This is a genomic window from Marinobacter salsuginis (assembly GCF_009617755.1).
Taxonomy (GTDB): domain Bacteria; phylum Pseudomonadota; class Gammaproteobacteria; order Pseudomonadales; family Oleiphilaceae; genus Marinobacter; species Marinobacter salsuginis.
Map to the genome: position 1 here is coordinate 67,619 of NZ_BGZH01000006.1, position 18,618 is coordinate 86,236.

Sequence of the window (18,618 nt, forward strand, 5' to 3'; positions counted from 1 at the left end):
ATCGCTATCTAGTATTTTACACGCAAAGGATTTCAAAGGAAGATTTGGATATGGCGCCTCTGCCCCCAAGGGAAATAGCGATCAATGGTTTCAGATGCCTTGCATTCAATGAGAACGCGCCAGGCACGCCCGTTGTACTAATCCATGGTCTTCTTTGTTCCATTTATTTTTGGTGGCCTTCCCACCTATCTGTATTCGGCGACCGCCCAATCTTCGTCATTGGTTTGCCTGGTCACTATCCATCGGCCTCACTTGGCCCTTCATCAAAACTGTCTGCTGATAGTCTTGCCAGTTCGGTACTTGAACAAATTAACCAGCTACTTGGAGCCACGACATCGTTTATCCTGGTAGGACACTCAACAGGCGCGCATGCTGCGATAGCGGCCGCAGCCGTGGTGCCCGATCGAGTTCGAGGTCTCGTATCAATAGGTGGAGCAGTAACCGGAAAGGAAGAAGGCGGCATCTACGCTGCTTTTCAATGGATGGCAAACAAGCTGGGCGGTTTAGGCCGGGCTTTGATTTCACCAGCGTTGCGGGTCAGCTCCCTAACTTTGGGCGTTCACAAACTGTTCATTGGTGATGTACTGGCAGAGCCCAAAAGCGTCATCAATCGACCCGACTTCCAAGCCTACTTGCCCTACTATTTCCCCGCTCTTCAGAAAATCAGCGGCGTATCCATGGGCGTCTATTTTAGAGACTTGGCCAACATGGACCTCAGCCACATCATTCCGAGCATTCAATGTCCAGTGTTGGTAATGTGTGGCAACCGCGACCCGTATGTGTCCCTAGAACGAACTAAAGAGCTTTCAGATCTATTCCCCAACAGTAGTCTGGCGCTCATTGATGGGAGTGGGCACATGCCGATGTTTGAAAACTGGCCTCAATACCAGTCCGCTATTGAATCCTTTATGGCCAGGGTGGGCCAAAGTAATGCTCAAGTCGCTCACGCGTAGCCTCACGCAGTTCAGCCCTGCTTTCGGTGATGTATCTCACTTAGAGCATTATCGCCCCGCTTATAAACAGAAAAACCTGGCTGATCGAGCTTACCTCAATCGAATTGGCTGCCTGATCTCGATTGTGATCGTAACTCTCGGCATCCCTCTGGATTACGTTGTTTACCCTGAGCAGTTTGTGCAGTTTGCGTTCCTGCGTGTCGCAGAAGTCGCGTTTCTTATGGCGATGTACTGCATTACCACCTTGCCATCCGTGAAGCCCTATCTATTCCTGGTCACAACAGCCTTCACTTCATCGGTTATTTTAACGGTAGTGATCATTATCTATCAGACTGATGGAGCGACTTCGACCTACTATGCCGGCATCAATCTTGTGTTGCTCGGCATCGGATTTATGTTGGGGCTCTCATTCAAAGAAGCGCTGTTCTACACCTGTTTAACCCTTGCAAGTTATTTGGCTGTAAGCGCTGCCTCCGGAATCCCTGACGGTGCTTGGCGCATCGTGATTAATAACTCTTACTTCATATTTCTTACCGGTGTAGTTGCCAACATTGCTGCTTACTTTTCAGAGCGAGAGCGTTTTTATACGTTTTGCCAAGAGCAGGAAATTCAGCGGAAGAATTCCGAGCTGAAGGAAATGGATCGCCTGAAATCAGAATTCCTTGCTAACGTCTCCCACGAGCTCCGCACGCCCCTTACAGTCATCGTTGGTCCTGCTAAACACCTGCTGGAAAACGAGGGCAACCAACTGTCCGAGCATTCCCGCGAGGTTATCGAGCGAATCGTCAGAAATGGCTCCCGATTGATTAAGCTGGTGAATGATGTTCTTGAAGTGATGAGCTTTGAGTCCGGCAAAAAGCACGCGAAACTCTCACCACTAGCCTTTGATCGCGTCGTTAAATCCACGGCGGACCAACTCTCGGCTCTATTCCACTCTCAAAGTGGGCGGAAACTCCAAGTAAACATTGGTGATGAGGTCATTCCCGTGAGGGGCAGTGAAATGCAGCTGGAGCGTGTCTGCTTTAACCTCATACAGAACGCCTACAAGTTTTCGCCAGCCAAAAACGGAGAAGTCATCGTGTCCCTGGTCAGGCAAGGCAACAAGGCGGTGCTTACCGTGAAAGATAATGGCATTGGCATTGACCCGAAAGACCACAAAGTAATTTTCGAGAGATACCGTCAAGCCGACGGATCGCAGACCCGCCGGTACCACGGAACAGGCATAGGATTGGCCCTCGTTAGAGAGATCGTCTCAGCCCATGGCGGAAGCATCGATGTTTCCAGCAAACCCAATTTTGGAGCGACGTTTACTGTCTCCTTCCCTATTACAAACCAGGTAATCGATGAAACCTTCTCGACAGAGGATGAAAGAGTTGACCTCTTCCGAAGTGCAGAAGTTGACTGTCTCAACAGCTTCGAACAACGATCTGCCGTGAGCGCCGGCAATAAGCCATTGTGTCTCGTTGTTGATGATGAGCCAGATATGGCCGCCTATATCAGAACAGTGTTGGCGTCGGAATTCGAGGTACAGATCGCCGTTGACGCCTACGAGGGCCAGAAGCTGTTTGAGCAGACCAGGCCAAGCTGCGTGATCAGTGATCAGATGCTTCCTGGAATGAGTGGTGCGGAGTTTGTCGCCTGGTGCAGGCGCCAGCCGAATGGCCAAACAGTCCCGATCATTATGCTGACCGCTAAAAACGATCCACTGACAAAACAGGCGGCGATCGATGCGGGATCCGATGCATTTCTAGGAAAGCCGTTTGATGCAATCGCTCTCCGTAAATCGCTTGCCGACCTCATGAAAAGTTCGGATAGAGGCGTCATCGCCCGCCCGAAACTCGTGATCGTTGATGATGAGGACGATATCGCTGCAGTCCTAGTAGACCTCTTCCAAAGCAGCTACGACATTATTCGTGTTGCCGACGGGGGATCCGCGGTTGAAACCATACGTGAATGCCAACCCTCGGCTGTGCTTCTCGACCACATGCTGCCAGACAAAGATGGCATCGACATACTTACAGAGTTGAAAGCAAGCAACGAGCTGCGATCAATCCCCGTAATACTTCTCACAGCGAACACAAAGAGCAATGTTAAAGAGCAGGCTCTAAAGCTTGGCGTTGATGACTTTTTATCAAAGCCGTTTTCTGGCCCAGAACTCACCACGCGCGTTTTCAATTTGGTGCAACGCACTCGCCTCGAAAGGCTGCTGGAAAGCAAAAACAGCGAACTCGAAAAGGCAATCTGCGAACTCAAAGCCAGTGAGGCTCAACTAATCCACTCAGAGCGCTGGAGAACACTCAACCACTTTGCCGGCGCACTCATCCATGAAATTGGGAACCCTCTGAATTACGCCCTGTCTGCTGCGCGTGTAGCCGCTAACCACAGTGACGATGCCGTGCGGGTTGAAGCTTTGGCCGACGCCACAGAGGGGCTTCAACGCATTCAGCTAATGGTGCGCGAGCTGAGAGATTTCCTTGCCCCTACCGCAACGCCATCTTTAGAGCTGAGACCGATATCATTGGTGGAGGTAATTGCGCGGGCAGCAAAACTGAACGCAGATCGCATGAGCCAGGTGACGCTCTCTGTGAGGGACGTCGAAGTAGAGGTTGTGGCGTCTGACTCCGCGCTTATGCATGTTCTCGGGAATCTGATCGATAATGCCCTTTACGCCATTTTGGAGAAACCAGTGGCTGACCCCCGCATCGATATCCAGGGAGCAATTGATGAAGAAGGACGATTTGTAACCCTCTCAGTTTCCGACAATGGCCCAGGTGTCCCTGCACATCTTGGCTCACAAATCTTTGAGCCCTTCATCCACTCCAACAAATCAAGCGGCCTCGGCCTCGGCCTATCTATTTGCAAGACGCTAATCGATAAAATGGGTGGGCTTATCGTTCTGGAACCCACTGACCATGGGGCCACCTTTAAAATAACGCTGCCTCTCGCACATCAGAGCCAGCCATCCCCGCTACTTACTGCATTACCTGAGACCATCTAGCCTGCATGTCCTTTGGCGCTGGGTTGTATATCGCAAACGGATTAATTCATATAAAATTAATTGGTTTCGTACACAACTATAAATTCAATCGTAATTAATTGGATTGAATTCTCTAACCAGTTGCAGCACCGGACGCCGCCATGATTGCCACGCCGGTGTGCAAACAGTGAGGCAGTAGATGACGACCGCGAAAAAAGCTGAGAGAACCCTTCAACAAGTAAAAATGCCAGATGACCTTCACAGAGCAATCAAAATGAAGGCCGTGCAAGATGACGTTTTAATGCAAGAAGTGTTCGATGAAGCAATGGAGAAACTAATCGCGGACAGAAAAACCAAGAAGATCCAGTACCTTGCCTCCCCGCGCGAGGGCAAATCCAGATCCTTTTGGCTACGGGACTCTATACTTGCCGAAGTACAATCGGCGGCAGAGCAAGACGACGTGCCTGTAAACCGGGTCGAATACACTGCCCTGGTTCGTTTTTTCGAATAAAATTCAATGGGCTTTCATGGAGAAAGCCCGCTCTTAAACAAAAGCGAACATTCGTAGCGCCTCTTCACGTGCAGCATTAGCATTCAACGCCTCTGGGGGAGAAAGCTTTTCAAACATGGTGTGCCAGCAGGCCCAGTACTTCAGCACCATCGAGCCAACACTTACCGATCTGAAGCCGGGGTACGCGGAAGCCAAAGTACCTTTCAGTAGATTCCGCAGGTGATGACGGTGAATTATCTGGCCAAGGCCAAAACAGACCTGCGTGCGATTGCAGACGGAGACGGTATTGATTGGGAAGCAGCCGGTGAAAAAGTGGTACCGGTTTCAATGATCGATGAGGATGGGCAGACAGTATTTACTGCCCAGATCACGATGAATGTGCGCGGTGTCTTTATTCATAAGCTCAAGCCTGATGGCCACGGGCCAGAATGTATAAGAAATATTATCAATAAGTCGCTGAGAATATGGTATTAATGCCCGCAACACGCATATCGAAGGTAATATTTACATGCAAGATATTGGGGTATCCGTCAGTGGGCTGGTGGGGCTAATTATTACCAGCTCGATACTCATTGCTGTACCTGGCCCAAGCATCATGCTTTTTATCGGGCAAGTTATTATGAAGGGCAGAAGTCATGCATTGCGTGGCGTGATCGGTAATGCAATTGGCATGTTAAGCATTGCGATACTTCTTTCTTTTGGACTTGGCCCTCTTATATTGAAATCCGATTTTGCTTTGCCTGCTATCCGAATGCTGGGTGCGGTCGCCTTGCTGCTTATCGGCATAGGGTATCTTGTAGCCTCAAAAGCGGCGAGTCCGGCTGCAACTGACCGGCCAGCAAAGAGAAAGTCACCGCTCACTGCGGGAGTGATAGTGGGTATCACCAACCCCAAGGCATTGATCATGTTCGGAACCATAGTTCCAAGCTTCCTCAGCGGCAATCTTGCGAGCCCCACGAACGTCCTGATCATGTACTCGATGATACCTATCCTATTGGGTATTGCGATCGATAGCGTGTGGGTTGTCGTTGCTCACAGCTTAAGCTCCCGCCTTTTTTCCAACGCAGACAGTGTGAGAATAGTAAACCGTATCGGAGGAGGCTTAATTATTCTGATGGCCCTTATGTTGGCACGCGAAGCTGTTTCTGGTTTTTTGTCAATCAACAGGTGGCCGGCACCGTGGGCGTGACCGAACTGGGGGAAGCTTTCTCTATTTTTTAAAAACTGAGTGTGCCGTGGAACAGAACCGGGCCGCTGTTTTTCCCTCCGGTAGTGATCACGGGTATTCCGTATCTGAAGATAATCGATGTCTGGTGGCCGGTTTACCCCGGCAAATGAATCAGCGGAAGTGGCGATTGGGGTTTGACGGTCTGGATCGCAAAGTTGCTTCGAATGTCCCGAACCCCAGGTAACTTGAGCAGCGTATTGCTCAAAAACTCCTTGTAGGCGCGAAGATCGGGCACCGCAACCTGCAACAGGAAATCCGACTCCCCGGACACTAGGTGAGCCATCACCACTTCTGGCATAACACTCACCGCCTCGCAAAAAGCCTCGGCTTCCTTTTCCTGATGACGTTCCACTTTGATGCCAACGAATACGGTTAGCCCCAAACCCACTTTTTCCTGATCCAGGATGGCGCTGTAGCCCTTGATCACTCCGGATTCTTCAAGCAGCCGCACCCTTCGTGAGCAAGGCGACGGGGACAGGTCTATTCCCTCGGCCAGATCCGTGTTGGGCGCGCGGCCATCCGTCTGCAGTGCCTCCAGAAGTTTTCGATCAAATCGGTCTAACTTATGGGTTGGCATTAGAATCTCCATATAAGGATAAAATTAGCGAATAGCACCAATTTTATATTCTTTTGTGGCTGACAACGCAACCATACGCTAAACAACGGACGGTATAATCAAGGCTTTAATACCGACAAGAGACATGACCCGTGGCTGACCTTCTACTGTTCCTGACTGCGCTCGTTGCGATTTACCTTACGCCAGGACCGGACATGTTCCTGGTGCTCGGTACCTCCGTGAGCAGTGGCCCCAGAAACGCCATGGCCGTCGCTGTGGGCCTTGCCATTGCCCGGGGCTGCCATGTCCTGCTGGCAGCGGTGGGGCTTGCAACTCTGTTTGCGACTCATCCCTGGACCTACCACACGGTACGATTACTGGGCGCGGCCTATCTGCTCTACCTGGGTTGGCAATTCTTCCGGACAGGTCATTCTCTCCCTGATCAACCCCAGTCAGCGGCAGGTACTCTGCCATCCGTGGGATATCTGGCTGATTTCCAAAGAGGGCTGGCAACCAACCTGCTCAACCCCAAATCCCTGATCTTCTGCTCTGTACTGCTTCCGCAGTTCATCCACCCGGAACTCTCAGGCATTGCCGGACAGTTCGCCATACTGGCACTGATTCTGGTGCTGACCGGGCTGGTCTTTGATTTTACCTACGCAGTTCTGGGGCGGGCACTCTCGGCAGCTACCAGCGGAAACGCCCGATACCACAGAGTCCAGAACAACCTCTTTGGCTGTCTGCTGACAGGCATCGGGCTGAAGGTTGCGTTGAGTTGATGCAGCGTAAGCGTCTGGCTATCACACCCTGCATGGGGACGTGTATACTTGTGCAAGTTTAAGGCATCTGAGGTGGACCCCATCAGTTGGACAGCCTGAAGGTGCAGTTAAGCTCTGATCCGGCTGTATTCCCGGCTCAAGCTGCCAGGGTCATGGGTTGTTGGTAGTACACCTCATCCGGTGTTTGGTAATCAAGGGTTTGGTGGTACCGGGTCTGATTGTAATGCCGGAAGTACCGGTGGAGCGCCTGCTTCAAGTGGCGTCCATCCTCGAAGGCTGTGAGGTAGACGCACTCGTGCTTGACGCTGCGCCAGAGCCGTTCCACGAAGATGTTGTCATGATAGCAGCCCTTGCCGTCCATGCTGATCCGAATGCCATGCTCCTTGAGAGCGCCTGTGAAGGCCTCACTGGTGAACTGGGCACCTTGATCAGTATTGAAGATTTCCGGCGTTCCATGGCGCTGTAGGGCTTCCTCCAGGGCATCGATGCAGAAGTCTGTGTCCATGGTATTGGAGACCCGCCAGGACAGCACCTTACGGCTGTACCAGTCGATAATGGCGACCAAATACATGAAGCCTCGGGCCAGCGGCACGTACGAAATATCCGTTGCCCACACCTGGTTGGGGCGGTCGATTTTCAGCCCTTTGAGCAGGTACGGATAAACTTTGTGCCCGTCGCCCGGAATGCTGGTTCTGGGGCGTGGATACACCGCCTGAATGCCCATGGTGCGCATTAGGCGCTGAACCCGCTTGCGGTTTATCAGGTGGCCTTTGCGCTCCAGATGGGCTCGCATCTTACGAGAGCCATAGTACGGCGTTTCCAGATGCTGCTGGTCAATCAGGTACATCAGATCCAGATCCTCCTGACACTGTTCACGAGGGACGTAGTACACCGACGAGCGGCTCAGTTTGAGCAACTCGCACTGGCGCACAATGCTGACTTGGGGATGACCATGCTCGATCATCGCCAACCGGCGTTGACGGCTTACTGATCGAGCTTGCGCGACAAAAAATCGCGTTCCACCGTCAGTCGGCCGATCTCGCGGTAGAGTTCGTCAGAACTGGGCTCGTTGGACTGTTTGCCGGACCTTTTTTTGCCTTCGAAGAGGTCCGGAGCATTCTCCAACAACTCGCGTTTCCAGGTGCTAACCATGGTCGGATGAATCTGGAACCGGGCGGCAATTTCAGATGTGGTCTGGTCACCCTTGAGGGCGGCTAGGGCAACTTTGGACTTGAACGATGGGCTGTATTGCTTGCGTTTCTTGCTCATGATTCTCCTCCTTGTGGAGATGATGAATCAGAGCTTAGGCACCTGTCCAAATTTCGGGGTCCACTTCACTCTGCACTGGTCCGCTCTAACGTTAGAGAAGAAATTGGGAGCGACACCGGGCCTTTTTGCGGACTCCGCATACTCTAACCATTTTGTAATCCCAACAAATGGTTAGAAACATGCAAAAGTCTCACGTATTCCTCCTGTTACTCATACTTGGAACGGCCTTCTGGGGAGTGTCGTTCTCTTTCGTCAAAGTCGGTGTGGCAGACGGCTCACCTTATGTCTTCCTAGCCTATAAATTTGCCCTGGCAGCAATAGTCCTCTCAGTACTGTTCGCGAAAAGACTCAACCGCCTGAACCGGAAAACCATTGTCGCCGGCGCGTTGATTGGACTTCCGTTGCTCTTAGGGAACGTGTTTCAGACTATTGGGCTACAACACACCAGTGTCACCAACACCGCATTTATCACCGGCCTGGATGTTCTTCTGATTCCGCTATTCAAGTGGGGCCTATTCCGAAAGTCAGTGCAAAACCGCATATGGATTTCCTGCTCAATTGCACTTTTCGGGCTTTATTTGATAGTCGCGCAATACGGTTTACACCTGAATGTTGGCGATCTATGGACGATGGCCTGTGCAGTGTTCTTTGCTTGCTATGTAATGACTGTAGGGTATTTCTCACATCGATGTGACGCAATGCTGACAGTGACAATTGCGATGACGGTATGCAGTCTCGGCAGTGGTCTCGCGGCACTGTTCGATAAGCAAGCAGTATGGATGCCTTCAGATACGCACTTTTGGGAGGGGATTTTGTTTGCGGGCCTGCTTGGTACCGCTTACATGTATGGTATACAAAGCTCCGCTCAAAGGTATCTTGAAGAAGAGAAAGTAGCATTAACCTATCTTTGCGAGCCTATTTTCGCAGCCATCGCCGGCATGATCATGCTCGGGGAGCCTCTCAGTCTTCGGACCATGGCTGGTGGGGGGTTAATCTTGATCGCGCTAGTAGTAGCAGAACTTGATTTCAAGCGCCGGCAACCGCGAGATGCTTAACGGATCAGGGATCATGCCTCTTGAGTTTGGCAGACTGGGTCAACGTCATCACCGCAGCGGCATTCCCGAACACTCGGAATGTCAGGCATTCTCACCAAACGTTTTGCGCCAAACCCGAGGACTTACATGGTGACGCTGCTTGAAGTGTTGCCGGAAGGACGTTGCGGTATGGAAGCCGATTCTTTCCGCGATAGCTTCCACCGAAAGTGATGTGCTTTCCAGCAGCTCACGTCCTTGCCGCAGCCGCTCACCGACCAGCCACTCCATCACCGTCATGCCGGTTGCCTTCTGAAAATGGCGTGTGAAAGTGCGCCGGCTCATAGCGGTGCGGGCAGCCAACTCATCGATGCTGTGGGTGTCGGCCAGATGTTCCCGCAAGTAATCCAGTAGCCGGTTGATGTGGGCATCCTGGGTGGAAATCGCGACCGGCTGTTCGATGAACTGGGCCTGGCCGCCTTCCCGGTGCGGCGGAACCACCATAAGGCGGGCAAGGGTATTGGCGGTCTTCGCACCGTAATACTCCCGCACCAGAAACAGGCAGCAATCCAGCCCTGCAGCTGTACCAGCGGAGGTGACCAGCCGCTCATCCTCCACATAGAGGGCGTTGGTATCCAGGTTCACCCGCGGAAACCGCTTGAGAAAGTCCTGCTCTGCTAACCAGTGGGTTGAGGCCCGTTTGTTATCCAGCAAACCCGCATAGGCCAGTGCATAGGTGCCGTAACAAAGGCCCACCACATGGGCACCGCGCTTATGGCAACGGGTGAGGGCTTCCGACAGTTCGGGGGGTGGCGCTTCAGTTAGATCGTGCCAACCGGGTACTACAGCAATATCAACCGCATCCAATAGATCCAGGCCTCCGTCCGGCTGCACGGTCATGGCCCGCTCGGATGCCAGGGGCTTCCCGTCCGGGGTGATTATCAGCAACTCGAACAAGGGGCCTTCGGGCAGGGCAATGCTGAACACCATGTAGGGTACGGAGAAATGGAAAGGGCTGAATTGCGGGTGAAGAACAAGCCCGACTTTCGGTAGCGCCACGGTGTCACTCCTGCGGTTTATTTAACCTGATAATAACTGCTTGGCCCGATTCTTTCGATCATTGTCTCTCAGGTCAATATTGGGGGTGATCAGATCTCCGTAGACTTTATTCCATCAACAAACATTCTGTTGGAGGACAAACACCATGTTGACCAATACCTTCGCTGGCGCCCTGATGCTGGCTTCGATTGTTTTTACTGGCGCTGCTTTCGCTGAATCGGATTCCCGGGAATCCAGCCATCAGATACAGCAAATCCGTAATGCCACCATCAAGGTTACATACGGAGAGACCACCTTTCTGATCGACCCCATGCTGGCCGACCAGGGGGCTTACCCGGGCTTTCCAGACACATACCGCAGTGAGCTGCGTAACCCTTTGGTGGGCTTGCCCATGGCCGCTGAGGTTGTGATCGAGGGTACCGATGCGGTGATCTTGACCCATACCCACCTGGACCACTGGGACGATGCCGCCCGGAAGCTGTTGCCAAAGAACATTCCCCTGTTTGTGCAGAACGCGGCGGATGCCGGGATGGTTCGTTCACAAGGCTTCACGGATGTGCGCATTCTGGATGATGAGACGGAATTTGGCGGCGTGGCCCTCCACAAAACCGGGGGGCAGCATGGCTCCGATACCCTCTATGCCATTCCCGAGCTGGCCGAGGCGCTGGGTGAAATCATGGGCGTGGTTTTCGAGGCCGAAGGGCAGAAAACCACTTATGTGGTAGGCGACACCGTATGGCGCGATGAAGTGGTGCAAACACTGGAGCGCTTCCAGCCGAATGTGGTTGTGCTGAATACCGGGGCGGCGGAACTAATAGGCTTTGAGGGCGACCCGATCATCATGGGCAAAGAAGATACCCGGCGGATGCACCGCGCTTTGCCGGACGCGGCCATCGTCGCCGTACACATGGACGCGGTGAACCATATGACGCTGAGCCGCGAGGAGCTGGCAGAGTTCGTAGAGAACGAGGGAATTGCCCATCAGGTTTTGATCCCGGCGGATGGTGAGATTCTTTCTTTCTGACCAAAGCACATCTGAAACATATGACCAAATGAGGAACAGTCTAATGAGCAAGCGAGCCGTTATTGTTGTCGATATCCAGAATGAGTACTTTGCCTCCGGCAAACTGCCGCTGGTGAACATTGAACAGGCAGCCGCCAAGGCGGCACAGGTGATAGATGCAGCGCGTCAGAACAAAGACCTGCTGGTGCATGTTCACCATGAATTTCCGGACCCGAATGCGCCTGTATTCACTCCGGGTTCAGACGGCATCAACATCCACGAATCCGTGGCACCGGAAGGTGATGAGCCGGTTATTCTGAAGAATTATCCCAACTCCTTCTTAAAAACCAACCTGAAAGAGCTGCTGGATGCCAACGACATTGAGGAAGTGGTGGTGATCGGTGCCATGAGCCACATGTGCATTGAGGCTACCAGCCGTGCGGCCTCGGACTTTGGTTACAAGGTCACCGTGCTGGAAGATGCCTGCGCCACGATGGACCTGGAGTTCAACGGTGTGAAGGTGCCGGCGGCACACGTTCATGCCACGGCTATGGCGGCGCTTGGGTTTGCCTATGCGAGTGTACTGTCGACTCGGGAATACCTGTGAGGATCCTGCTCTTAGTATCTGTCGAGTGGTTGCTCCAGTAAACTGAATGCCGACCGGCTAGAAGCATTTAAGCCGGTCGTTTCAAGGGTGTCGCTCGACCAGGGTACATCGCACACCCATTGAGAACGGAGACAGAAAGCCTTCTTCCTACGCGCTGATCCACTGGCTCTTGGCCAACTCCGCTCTTGGCCGGCCCTCCATAGTGACGACCATCGTGGTGTAGATGTGCCAAAATCTCAATGCATCCCGCATTTCTGTCAGCACATTAAACAAAAGCGGACCTTTTTGCCGCGACGAGATGGTCTATTGAAGAGAATCTGGACCGGGTAAATCCAGATTCTAAATACGCATGTACCGATTCTAGGGCATTGTTACAAAAGCTTGGTGAGAAGTGCGTCACCATAGACTCGCATTGCAAGAGAGTACTGCGGAACTTCGCCTAACTTAGATGCAACCGCGTCATTAGCCTTTTTCGTCGCATCAAGAACGGTGGAGCCTGCCTCCCAAGCTCGCAAGAAGGGTTCAAGCCAGTTATATGTAACAATCACATTTAACGGCCACGGCGAGGCAATGACTGCCCGGGTTCCGTTATTCAGTAATTGTTTAGGGAGGCTGCTCGTCGAATTGTCCCACGGGTTCTTGTCAATGCGTCCGCCGCTGCAGACGAATAAGATTACAAGTTCGACTCCGGCTAAGGAGGCGGCGAGTGCCGGGGGAGAAACAATGAGCTCCTCATCATCACGAATACTGTGTAAGTAATGTCCGCCGCGGTTGAGGCCTCCATGCGCAGTAACCACGGCTAAGCTCGCGTCTTGCATAGTTTTAGGAAGTTGGCGTTCGTTATTGACTGTAAAACCGAACTCCTCGAAACAATTTCCTAGGCGGTCTAGTGCAATGTTGAGGGTAGGCTCTCGATCGCCCCCCTCCTGAGCACCGAATCTTGGTTTCTGCATATCTCCGAATCCGCATTCCGGGTCAGCTGAGATCCACGCTTTATAGTTGGTACGAGGACTTCGCTGAGCACTGCGCGCTGTCGATAACCAAGTCAAAGACGGAATGTTACCGATTGCGCACTCTGTCCCAGCGAAGTGACCAAACGAAGAGCCCACAGGGAGAACAACTACGAGGTTAGCAGTCAATTGCTGTAGAAACGGTTCCGCCACTAATATTAGCCTTTTGGTCTCAGGCAGTCGGAGATCAAGATTTTCCATTGTCAGATAGAAAATATTGTTGCCTTCCTCCCGATCGACGCGGCCATAGTCTCTCGGGTAGTTCTGCAGCCATTCTTGGAATCGATCTCGGAAGTTGCGCTCGTGCTTGGGCTGTTCGATAGCATAGGCTTTCCCGTCAGTGATACAGACGACACTGAGTTCATCTGAGGAGTTTAAGGCGAGAAAGGCGACACCGAGGCCCTCGTAGTTTAGCTCAACAGCATACTGACTCGGCCATTCCACCGTCATCGCGGGTGCGTCACTGAACAGATGGACGGTATGATCGGCGAGAATCTCGGTTGCAAATGCATCGTCTAGTGGGGTGGGGCTGCTCGTTACTTCAGAGCACAAAAGACGCCTGGCTGCTAACCCCAGCACAGCATAATCTTGTGCAACGTCTGAGGCATATGCAGCGCGCTCTACTTTTTGGAACAAAGCCAAAACATCTTTGGCGATCGGCTTGTCTACAGATATAGCTTTTACCATGTCAGCTATATTAGCTCCGAGTTGCTTTAACGCACTGTGTAGCGTTGTTTGCACCTCTGATGGAATCTTCACGCCTGCACCTTCCGCTTTCCGCACCGTCTGCCCCAAAAGCACTGCAAGAGGGAGTAGGTGATTACGGTCTTCAAGTTCTTGTCTACAGGCTTTCACGACGTCGGTAAGGAGGGCCTTCAGTGGCTCGCTTGCGTCGTCATCAGTTTCCATGAGCCGAAGCGAAAGGTCCGCGTGGATGTAGCGGGGGTCTCGATCCGAATTGAATCCATGCTCAGTAAGAATTCCTTTCAGGGTTGGCAGAGTCGCCCGAGACAGTCTGAAAAGACCTAAATCCCGCAGGATACGATGAATAACATAGACTTCGCTCCAAAGGTCGGCTTTCTCGACCGGAACGTCGACGGCTAAGGCAGAAGCAAGACCGACAAGTGCAACAACATTGTTGTGGCAACGGTGATAAATATCCCCGAATGCCTGCCAAGCCAAGCGACGCCGATATGCATTTGTTTGGCCCATTAAGAGAATTTGCTCGGCGAGATTTCGCGCTTGCTGGAATTTTCTTTCTACAGTAAGTTGGCTTCCCATCAACCGCATTAGTCGAATGTCTTCGTTACGCTCTTCTTGGGCATGAGGACAAATCGCACATGCAACAGCTACCATCTGCTGCATGAACACTAAGTCAACGTCCTCTCCCTTCTGGCCCATGATTCGATTAACCAGCAGGCTGACGGAGCGAACGATTTCATCAGGGCTTGCGAGTAATAGTTCGCGAGGCGAAATCGTTACGCCAGGCTCGGCTCCACCTTGTTCGTTGAACCAGAGCAATACCTTCTTAATGGAAGTTTCGATTTTCTCATCAGACGCCATATCGTGAGCGTCAGCGCTGGCGTCGGTTGGACGTGCCAACGTCACGCCTTTTTGGACAAGATCTAACATCGTGAGCGCAAGGATGGGAATGCCCAAGTCGCCACATGACTCAACTGAGAGAAGTTCAGTGAGCCGTGACCGTACCGCACCGTCCTCGGGATGATTGGCAAGGAACTGAAAGGCAGTTAGAAAAAAGTAACGGTAATCGTCATGCTTATCTTCCGGGATGAGTTCCTTTAGCATCATCGATTTGATCGACGATATAAGAGTTTGGGTAGCCTGTCGGCCATAGAGCTCGGACGCCGTAAGGGTGCTCGCGATTTCGGCGGCCTCTCTCGAATAGCCCAGGCTTTGTGCACGCAATGCGCAACAAACGGTGGCAAGCTCCTTCCAATCAATACCCCATTCCGTTGCTTCTTGAATAACCACTTCAAAATTCGTTTCGTAAGAAGCTAACCGTGCCTGCAGGGTCTTATGGTGGTTAGTGAAACCCGCAGTTGTGAACAGGACGGAGTTGCTTTCGGCTAACCTACCGATATTCATAAGCAAACGACGATCGCGGTTTTCACGCAGTCGCGGCGAAAAGGAGAACAGCTCTGCTACTCGCTCATCGAATCTGGCTATTCTGTCGTTATCTTCAAGTTGGAGAGCAAGTTCGAGACCTTTTTCAAGCCACTCTTGGTCGCCAACACCATGAGTTCCTTTTGGCAGAATCTCGTTGGCTAGCTCTGCGTCGCCTGCTTGGTAAGCCAGGCTTGCCACTTGAATGAGCGCCCAAGTTTCACGTCCGTCGAGATGAGGCCGTAGACGACGAATGAGTTCTAGGGTTTCTTTGTTGTGTCCCGTCCCCCTGAGCAGCTGAATGAGGGCATGCAGTTGGGCCTCAATTGGCAATACGGAATCTTCTAGCTCAGTGATTACCTCAGAGATGCGGCCCTGAAGAACCATGGACTTCCATTTTTGCGCGTGCGCAATGAGCGCTTCTTCGGGGCTATTTTGGGTATGCAAGCCAACTACGTAGACGCTTTCTATGGAGCACAAAAGCTCGACATTCGCTGGGCTTTGAGCGGGGGTTTCCATGACGTGCACCAAGCCATAACCGTCCAGCTCCTGCAAAACAGGAACGAGTTGCTGGCCCATCGAAGTCACGTGAGGGGTCCACCGGTCTTCGTTTGACCGAACTGCCGTAACACCGAAGGGTGGTGGTAGATCGAGTTTGGGGTCTCGATATTGGCTAGCGCTTGCGATCGCGATTAACCGTCGGTTCCCCTCTTTACGCACAACCTGTAACAGGTCACTGATGTTGAGCGAGGAGGTATTAACAATGCGGACAAGCTGACGAAGGTTGGACTCTTCTGGTTTCGTTAGCTCATTGCCTTGCAGTTCTTGTGTTGCCAAGATCAGCGACTCGAATGCTGACTCCTTTGAGATCTCGGTAGCGGTTATTGGAGGGAGGATTATCGTTGCGCCCGTAAAGAGATACCTGCCGTCCTCGTCAATTGCAGCGTTAAGCAGACCTGTCACGGTTCTCCCCACCACCTCCCGAAGAGAACCGCCTTGGATTATGTCGGCAGAACCACGGTTGAAGCCATTGGCGAAGTATTCAGCAGGGTTAAAGCCTTGAATGCCGTGGAACGCCGGTTTTTGTTCATCCATGCATTTCTCCTTTTACTTTAGCTGTGAACTTCCTACGGCTAAGGAGGGTTGCTCCACAAAATGCCCCATTTGCTGCTCCGAAACTCAGATGTTCTCTCAGAGTACTTTTCACCAATAGTAAATTGCTAGGCCGACTCTCTAAATTCTTCTGATCATGATGCCGACATCAGCGCCCTGTAAAAGGGCCGCTTTATGGTCAATCTGAATGTTCGCTTTGCGACCCAAGCGCCTCCAACCAGACAGGTGGAAACCGACTTTGCAGTGGGCAAGATGGACTGCAGTGACAGCGCAAGCCCTCCCCTATGGCCGAGCTGGCACGCCAATTTATTTAGACATTTTCATATAATGCTATATAATCATTAATGATCCGTCGCGGCACGCCATGGACGGTGCCCATCAACTCACCAGGAAGCGACACCATTGGACACGCATGAGACTCTCAAGCAACTAAAGTTGGGTGAAGACACTCGATCTGCGTTGAAATCCTATGCTGCTCAAGAAGGGATTTTTTTAAAGCAACTCTACCGCGATGCCGTGAGTTGGTTTCTCGCATCAAACGACCCTGAATACCTTGCCTCTCCCCGCGACGGCGTCTATATCAGCATTTGGTTGCCGGACCCTATCGTCATGGAAGTGAAAACCCGAGCCGAAGAAGACAGTCAGCCGCAAAACCGCGTCATTTACACCTCCCTGGTGAAGTACCTCGCAAAGAAGTCGAAAAAAATCATATAAAATTATATACAAGCGTATAAACCTGCTCTATACTCCATCTGTGTAAGTCACCGCCTGTAGGTTGCACAGATTATATGAAAACGACTAACTCTATATTAATAGCGACCGCACTCCTGAGCGGGATTACCACCCCCGCTCTGGCCAGCAAGCCCAAAAGCGAAGTGGTTTTCGATGAAGGCACTTGGGTCATTCTGGACCACGCTCGCCTCCCCAAGCCCAAGTTAGAAAAAATCGCGCGCGGTGTTCATATCGATCCTCGGCTCTTGCAGGAGCTGACCAAACCTCAATCACGGACGTCTTCCAAATGAAATGCTCTCGAATGATCTCGGCAATCCTTCTGATTGCACTCTCAATCACAGCCCATGCAACGACCATCGAAGAGGTTAAGAACACCCTGGCTGCAAAGTTCACCAATTCTAAGATCCACGATGTCAGGCCTGGCCCTATCGATGGCCTTTACGAGGTGACGTTGAGCGGAGCCCAGGTGATTTACTTCTCGGCGAAAAACAATGCTCTGGTGTTCGGGGAGATTTATGACCTTGAAGGTCAGTCGCTAACTGCAGAAGCCATTGCGCGAGCAAACCGCCTCCGGCTTGAAGACCTCCCTTATGACCAGGCGCTCGTTCTTGGCCCCGAGAACGGCGTTCCCATTATCGAGTTCACAGACCCGGATTGCCCCTATTGCCTTGGCTACGACGAATTCATACGCGATTCGGCAGTACCAGTTAAGCGCGTGATTTTCTTCATGACAGCGATTCATCCTCAAACCGCACCGGCCAAAGCCCAACACATCCTGTGTTCGGAAGACAAAGCCGCTGCCTTTGATGACATCTATTTGCGTCGAATCAAGCCTACAGCGACCTGTGACACCGGTGCTGAGCAGCTTCAGGTTCACGCCAACGTATCGAGTCAGTGGCGAGTTCAAGGAACACCGACACTGATCCTCGATGGGAGCCCTGTGACGGGCTTTAGGAAAGAGGTAATCGCCAATTACCTCGCCAACAAAACCAAGGAGAGTTAAAAATGAAAGTGTCTGCTTCTCAAACTGCTCACGCAGAACTGTCTCGCCTGAGCGCCATTGCCAAAGCCCGTTTTGGCTCATTCCGCTCCGCTGCCCCGGTAGCTGCCGTACCCATGCTCGTGCTGGGTTCGATGACTGCCAGCGCAATCACAGCTCCAGCTGCCGGTACCTTCGCATTTGACCTGTACGACGTGGCTGTAAACGACATGCTGAAAGGCCCTGTTGGGTTCGTCGGCGGCCTGGCTGCGATTGTTCTTTCAGCAGTCCAGATCACCAAGAACTGGATGCTTGCTGCCGGTGGCGTTCTGGGCGGTACCGCCATGATCAAGGCTGACAGCATCACAACTTCGCTTGGCATGATCATCTAAGCGAGCAATGACCGGAGGCCGACCATGAACGAATCACGACTACCGATTTACCTTCATCAGCCGCTTCAAGTCCTTTGGTTTGACGCGCATGAAATGGCGATCATCGTGATTTTTTATCTTGGCGCCGCCATCTTTGGTGGCCTCGCCTGGATAACGCTGTTCATTGGTCCGGCCCTCCTTATTCCTATGAAACGAAAACGCGCCCGAGGCTGGTTCAGCCATCTGGCCTATGCCAACGGGTTCTTTGAACTCAAAGGCTATCCCGTTCCCACTGCCACCAAATTTCACGAGTGAC

At 52.2% G+C, this 18,618-nt stretch carries 16 protein-coding genes and 1 pseudogene; 13 read left to right on the top strand and 4 right to left on the bottom strand.

The window, feature by feature from the left end:
• The first annotated feature begins 50 nt into the window (after positions 1-50).
• From GJU83_RS18650 to GJU83_RS18670, 5 genes and pseudogenes are all read left to right on the top strand, one after another.
• Complete coding sequence (locus tag GJU83_RS18650; protein WP_153634965.1) at positions 51-953, top strand: alpha/beta fold hydrolase; 903 nt, start codon at positions 51-53, stop codon at positions 951-953.
• The gene (locus tag GJU83_RS18655) at positions 931-3,951 is read left to right on the top strand and encodes an ATP-binding protein (protein WP_167516417.1); all 3,021 of its coding nucleotides are present in this window, start codon (positions 931-933) and stop codon (positions 3,949-3,951) included. The genes GJU83_RS18650 and GJU83_RS18655 overlap by 23 nt, the downstream gene beginning before the upstream one ends.
• A 178-nt stretch (positions 3,952-4,129) precedes the next feature.
• On the top strand, positions 4,130-4,441 hold the full coding sequence (locus GJU83_RS18660) for a hypothetical protein (RefSeq protein ID WP_153634967.1): 312 nt from the start codon (positions 4,130-4,132) through the stop codon (positions 4,439-4,441).
• A 115-nt stretch (positions 4,442-4,556) separates the two neighbouring features.
• Positions 4,557-4,915: pseudogene (locus GJU83_RS19120) on the top strand (DUF4442 domain-containing protein).
• A gap of 34 nt (positions 4,916-4,949) precedes the next feature.
• Positions 4,950-5,630 (top strand): LysE family translocator, encoded by a 681-nt coding sequence (locus tag GJU83_RS18670; RefSeq protein WP_174805067.1) that lies wholly within the window; start codon positions 4,950-4,952, stop codon positions 5,628-5,630.
• 133 nt (positions 5,631-5,763) lie between these two features.
• Here GJU83_RS18670 and GJU83_RS18675 read toward each other — a convergent pair whose 3' ends face one another.
• Entirely contained in the window at positions 5,764-6,246 is a 483-nt protein-coding gene (locus tag GJU83_RS18675; RefSeq protein ID WP_153634968.1) for an Lrp/AsnC family transcriptional regulator, read from the bottom strand.
• A 131-nt stretch (positions 6,247-6,377) separates the two neighbouring features.
• Between GJU83_RS18675 and GJU83_RS18680 the strand changes: the two genes are divergently transcribed.
• Positions 6,378-7,004 (top strand): LysE family translocator, encoded by a 627-nt coding sequence (locus tag GJU83_RS18680; protein WP_153634969.1) that lies wholly within the window; start codon positions 6,378-6,380, stop codon positions 7,002-7,004.
• A 136-nt stretch (positions 7,005-7,140) separates the two neighbouring features.
• Here GJU83_RS18680 and GJU83_RS18685 read toward each other — a convergent pair.
• Positions 7,141-8,273 (bottom strand): IS3 family transposase gene (locus GJU83_RS18685; RefSeq protein WP_228715213.1). Its coding sequence is split into 2 segments (ribosomal slippage): positions 7,141-7,991 and positions 7,991-8,273, totalling 1,134 coding nucleotides; the frame shifts between segments, so codons are not numbered across the junction.
• A gap of 179 nt (positions 8,274-8,452) precedes the next feature.
• Here GJU83_RS18685 and GJU83_RS18690 point away from each other — a divergent pair.
• A complete protein-coding gene (locus GJU83_RS18690) occupies positions 8,453-9,328 on the top strand; it encodes a DMT family transporter (protein WP_153634971.1) in 876 nt (291 codons plus the stop codon).
• An 81-nt stretch (positions 9,329-9,409) separates the two neighbouring features.
• Here the strand turns inward: GJU83_RS18690 and GJU83_RS18695 are convergent, their stop codons facing one another.
• A complete protein-coding gene (locus tag GJU83_RS18695) occupies positions 9,410-10,363 on the bottom strand; it encodes a GlxA family transcriptional regulator (RefSeq protein WP_153634972.1) in 954 nt (317 codons plus the stop codon).
• A 145-nt stretch (positions 10,364-10,508) separates the two neighbouring features.
• Between GJU83_RS18695 and GJU83_RS18700 the strand changes: the two genes are divergently transcribed.
• Together GJU83_RS18700 and GJU83_RS18705 are read left to right on the top strand one after the other, a co-directional pair.
• Positions 10,509-11,387: an MBL fold metallo-hydrolase gene (locus GJU83_RS18700; protein WP_153634973.1), complete on the top strand. Its 879-nt coding sequence runs from the start codon at positions 10,509-10,511 to the stop codon at positions 11,385-11,387.
• 43 nt (positions 11,388-11,430) lie between these two features.
• The gene (locus GJU83_RS18705) at positions 11,431-11,973 is read left to right on the top strand and encodes a cysteine hydrolase family protein (RefSeq protein ID WP_153634974.1); all 543 of its coding nucleotides are present in this window, start codon (positions 11,431-11,433) and stop codon (positions 11,971-11,973) included.
• A 371-nt stretch (positions 11,974-12,344) separates the two neighbouring features.
• Here the strand turns inward: GJU83_RS18705 and GJU83_RS18710 are convergent, their stop codons facing one another.
• Positions 12,345-16,202, bottom strand: coding sequence for a CHAT domain-containing protein (locus GJU83_RS18710; protein WP_153634975.1), 3,858 nt, complete (start codon positions 16,200-16,202; stop codon positions 12,345-12,347).
• A gap of 420 nt (positions 16,203-16,622) precedes the next feature.
• On the opposite strand from GJU83_RS18710, the gene GJU83_RS18715 reads away from it, so the two are divergent.
• From GJU83_RS18715 to GJU83_RS18730, 4 genes are all read left to right on the top strand, one after another.
• Positions 16,623-16,934: a hypothetical protein gene (locus GJU83_RS18715; RefSeq protein ID WP_153634976.1), complete on the top strand. Its 312-nt coding sequence runs from the start codon at positions 16,623-16,625 to the stop codon at positions 16,932-16,934.
• Positions 16,935-17,238: 304 nt separating this feature from the next.
• Positions 17,239-17,955, top strand: coding sequence for a DsbC family protein (locus GJU83_RS18720; RefSeq protein ID WP_153634977.1), 717 nt, complete (start codon positions 17,239-17,241; stop codon positions 17,953-17,955).
• 2 nt (positions 17,956-17,957) lie between these two features.
• On the top strand, positions 17,958-18,323 hold the full coding sequence (locus tag GJU83_RS18725) for a hypothetical protein (protein ID WP_211285864.1): 366 nt from the start codon (positions 17,958-17,960) through the stop codon (positions 18,321-18,323).
• A gap of 24 nt (positions 18,324-18,347) precedes the next feature.
• Complete coding sequence (locus GJU83_RS18730; protein WP_091643629.1) at positions 18,348-18,617, top strand: type IV conjugative transfer system protein TraL; 270 nt, start codon at positions 18,348-18,350, stop codon at positions 18,615-18,617.
• The last annotated feature ends 1 nt before the right edge of the window (position 18,618 follow it).

Excerpts from the sequence above, each read along its gene's own strand:
- GJU83_RS18675 (WP_153634968.1), bottom strand. The coding sequence starts at position 6,246 with ATGCCAACCCATAAGTTAGACCGATTTGATCGAAAACTTCTGGAGGCA.
- GJU83_RS18660 (WP_153634967.1), top strand. The coding sequence starts at position 4,130 with ATGACGACCGCGAAAAAAGCTGAGAGAACCCTTCAACAAGTAAAAATG.
- GJU83_RS18650 (WP_153634965.1), top strand. The coding sequence starts at position 51 with ATGGCGCCTCTGCCCCCAAGGGAAATAGCGATCAATGGTTTCAGATGC.
- GJU83_RS18730 (WP_091643629.1), top strand. The coding sequence starts at position 18,348 with ATGAACGAATCACGACTACCGATTTACCTTCATCAGCCGCTTCAAGTC.
- GJU83_RS18690 (WP_153634971.1), top strand. The coding sequence starts at position 8,453 with ATGCAAAAGTCTCACGTATTCCTCCTGTTACTCATACTTGGAACGGCC.
- GJU83_RS18700 (WP_153634973.1), top strand. The coding sequence starts at position 10,509 with ATGTTGACCAATACCTTCGCTGGCGCCCTGATGCTGGCTTCGATTGTT.
- GJU83_RS18705 (WP_153634974.1), top strand. The coding sequence starts at position 11,431 with ATGAGCAAGCGAGCCGTTATTGTTGTCGATATCCAGAATGAGTACTTT.
- GJU83_RS18720 (WP_153634977.1), top strand. The coding sequence starts at position 17,239 with ATGAAATGCTCTCGAATGATCTCGGCAATCCTTCTGATTGCACTCTCA.
- GJU83_RS18655 (WP_167516417.1), top strand. The coding sequence starts at position 931 with ATGCTCAAGTCGCTCACGCGTAGCCTCACGCAGTTCAGCCCTGCTTTC.
- GJU83_RS18670 (WP_174805067.1), top strand. The coding sequence starts at position 4,950 with ATGCAAGATATTGGGGTATCCGTCAGTGGGCTGGTGGGGCTAATTATT.
- GJU83_RS18725 (WP_211285864.1), top strand. The coding sequence starts at position 17,958 with ATGAAAGTGTCTGCTTCTCAAACTGCTCACGCAGAACTGTCTCGCCTG.
- GJU83_RS18710 (WP_153634975.1), bottom strand. The coding sequence starts at position 16,202 with ATGGATGAACAAAAACCGGCGTTCCACGGCATTCAAGGCTTTAACCCT.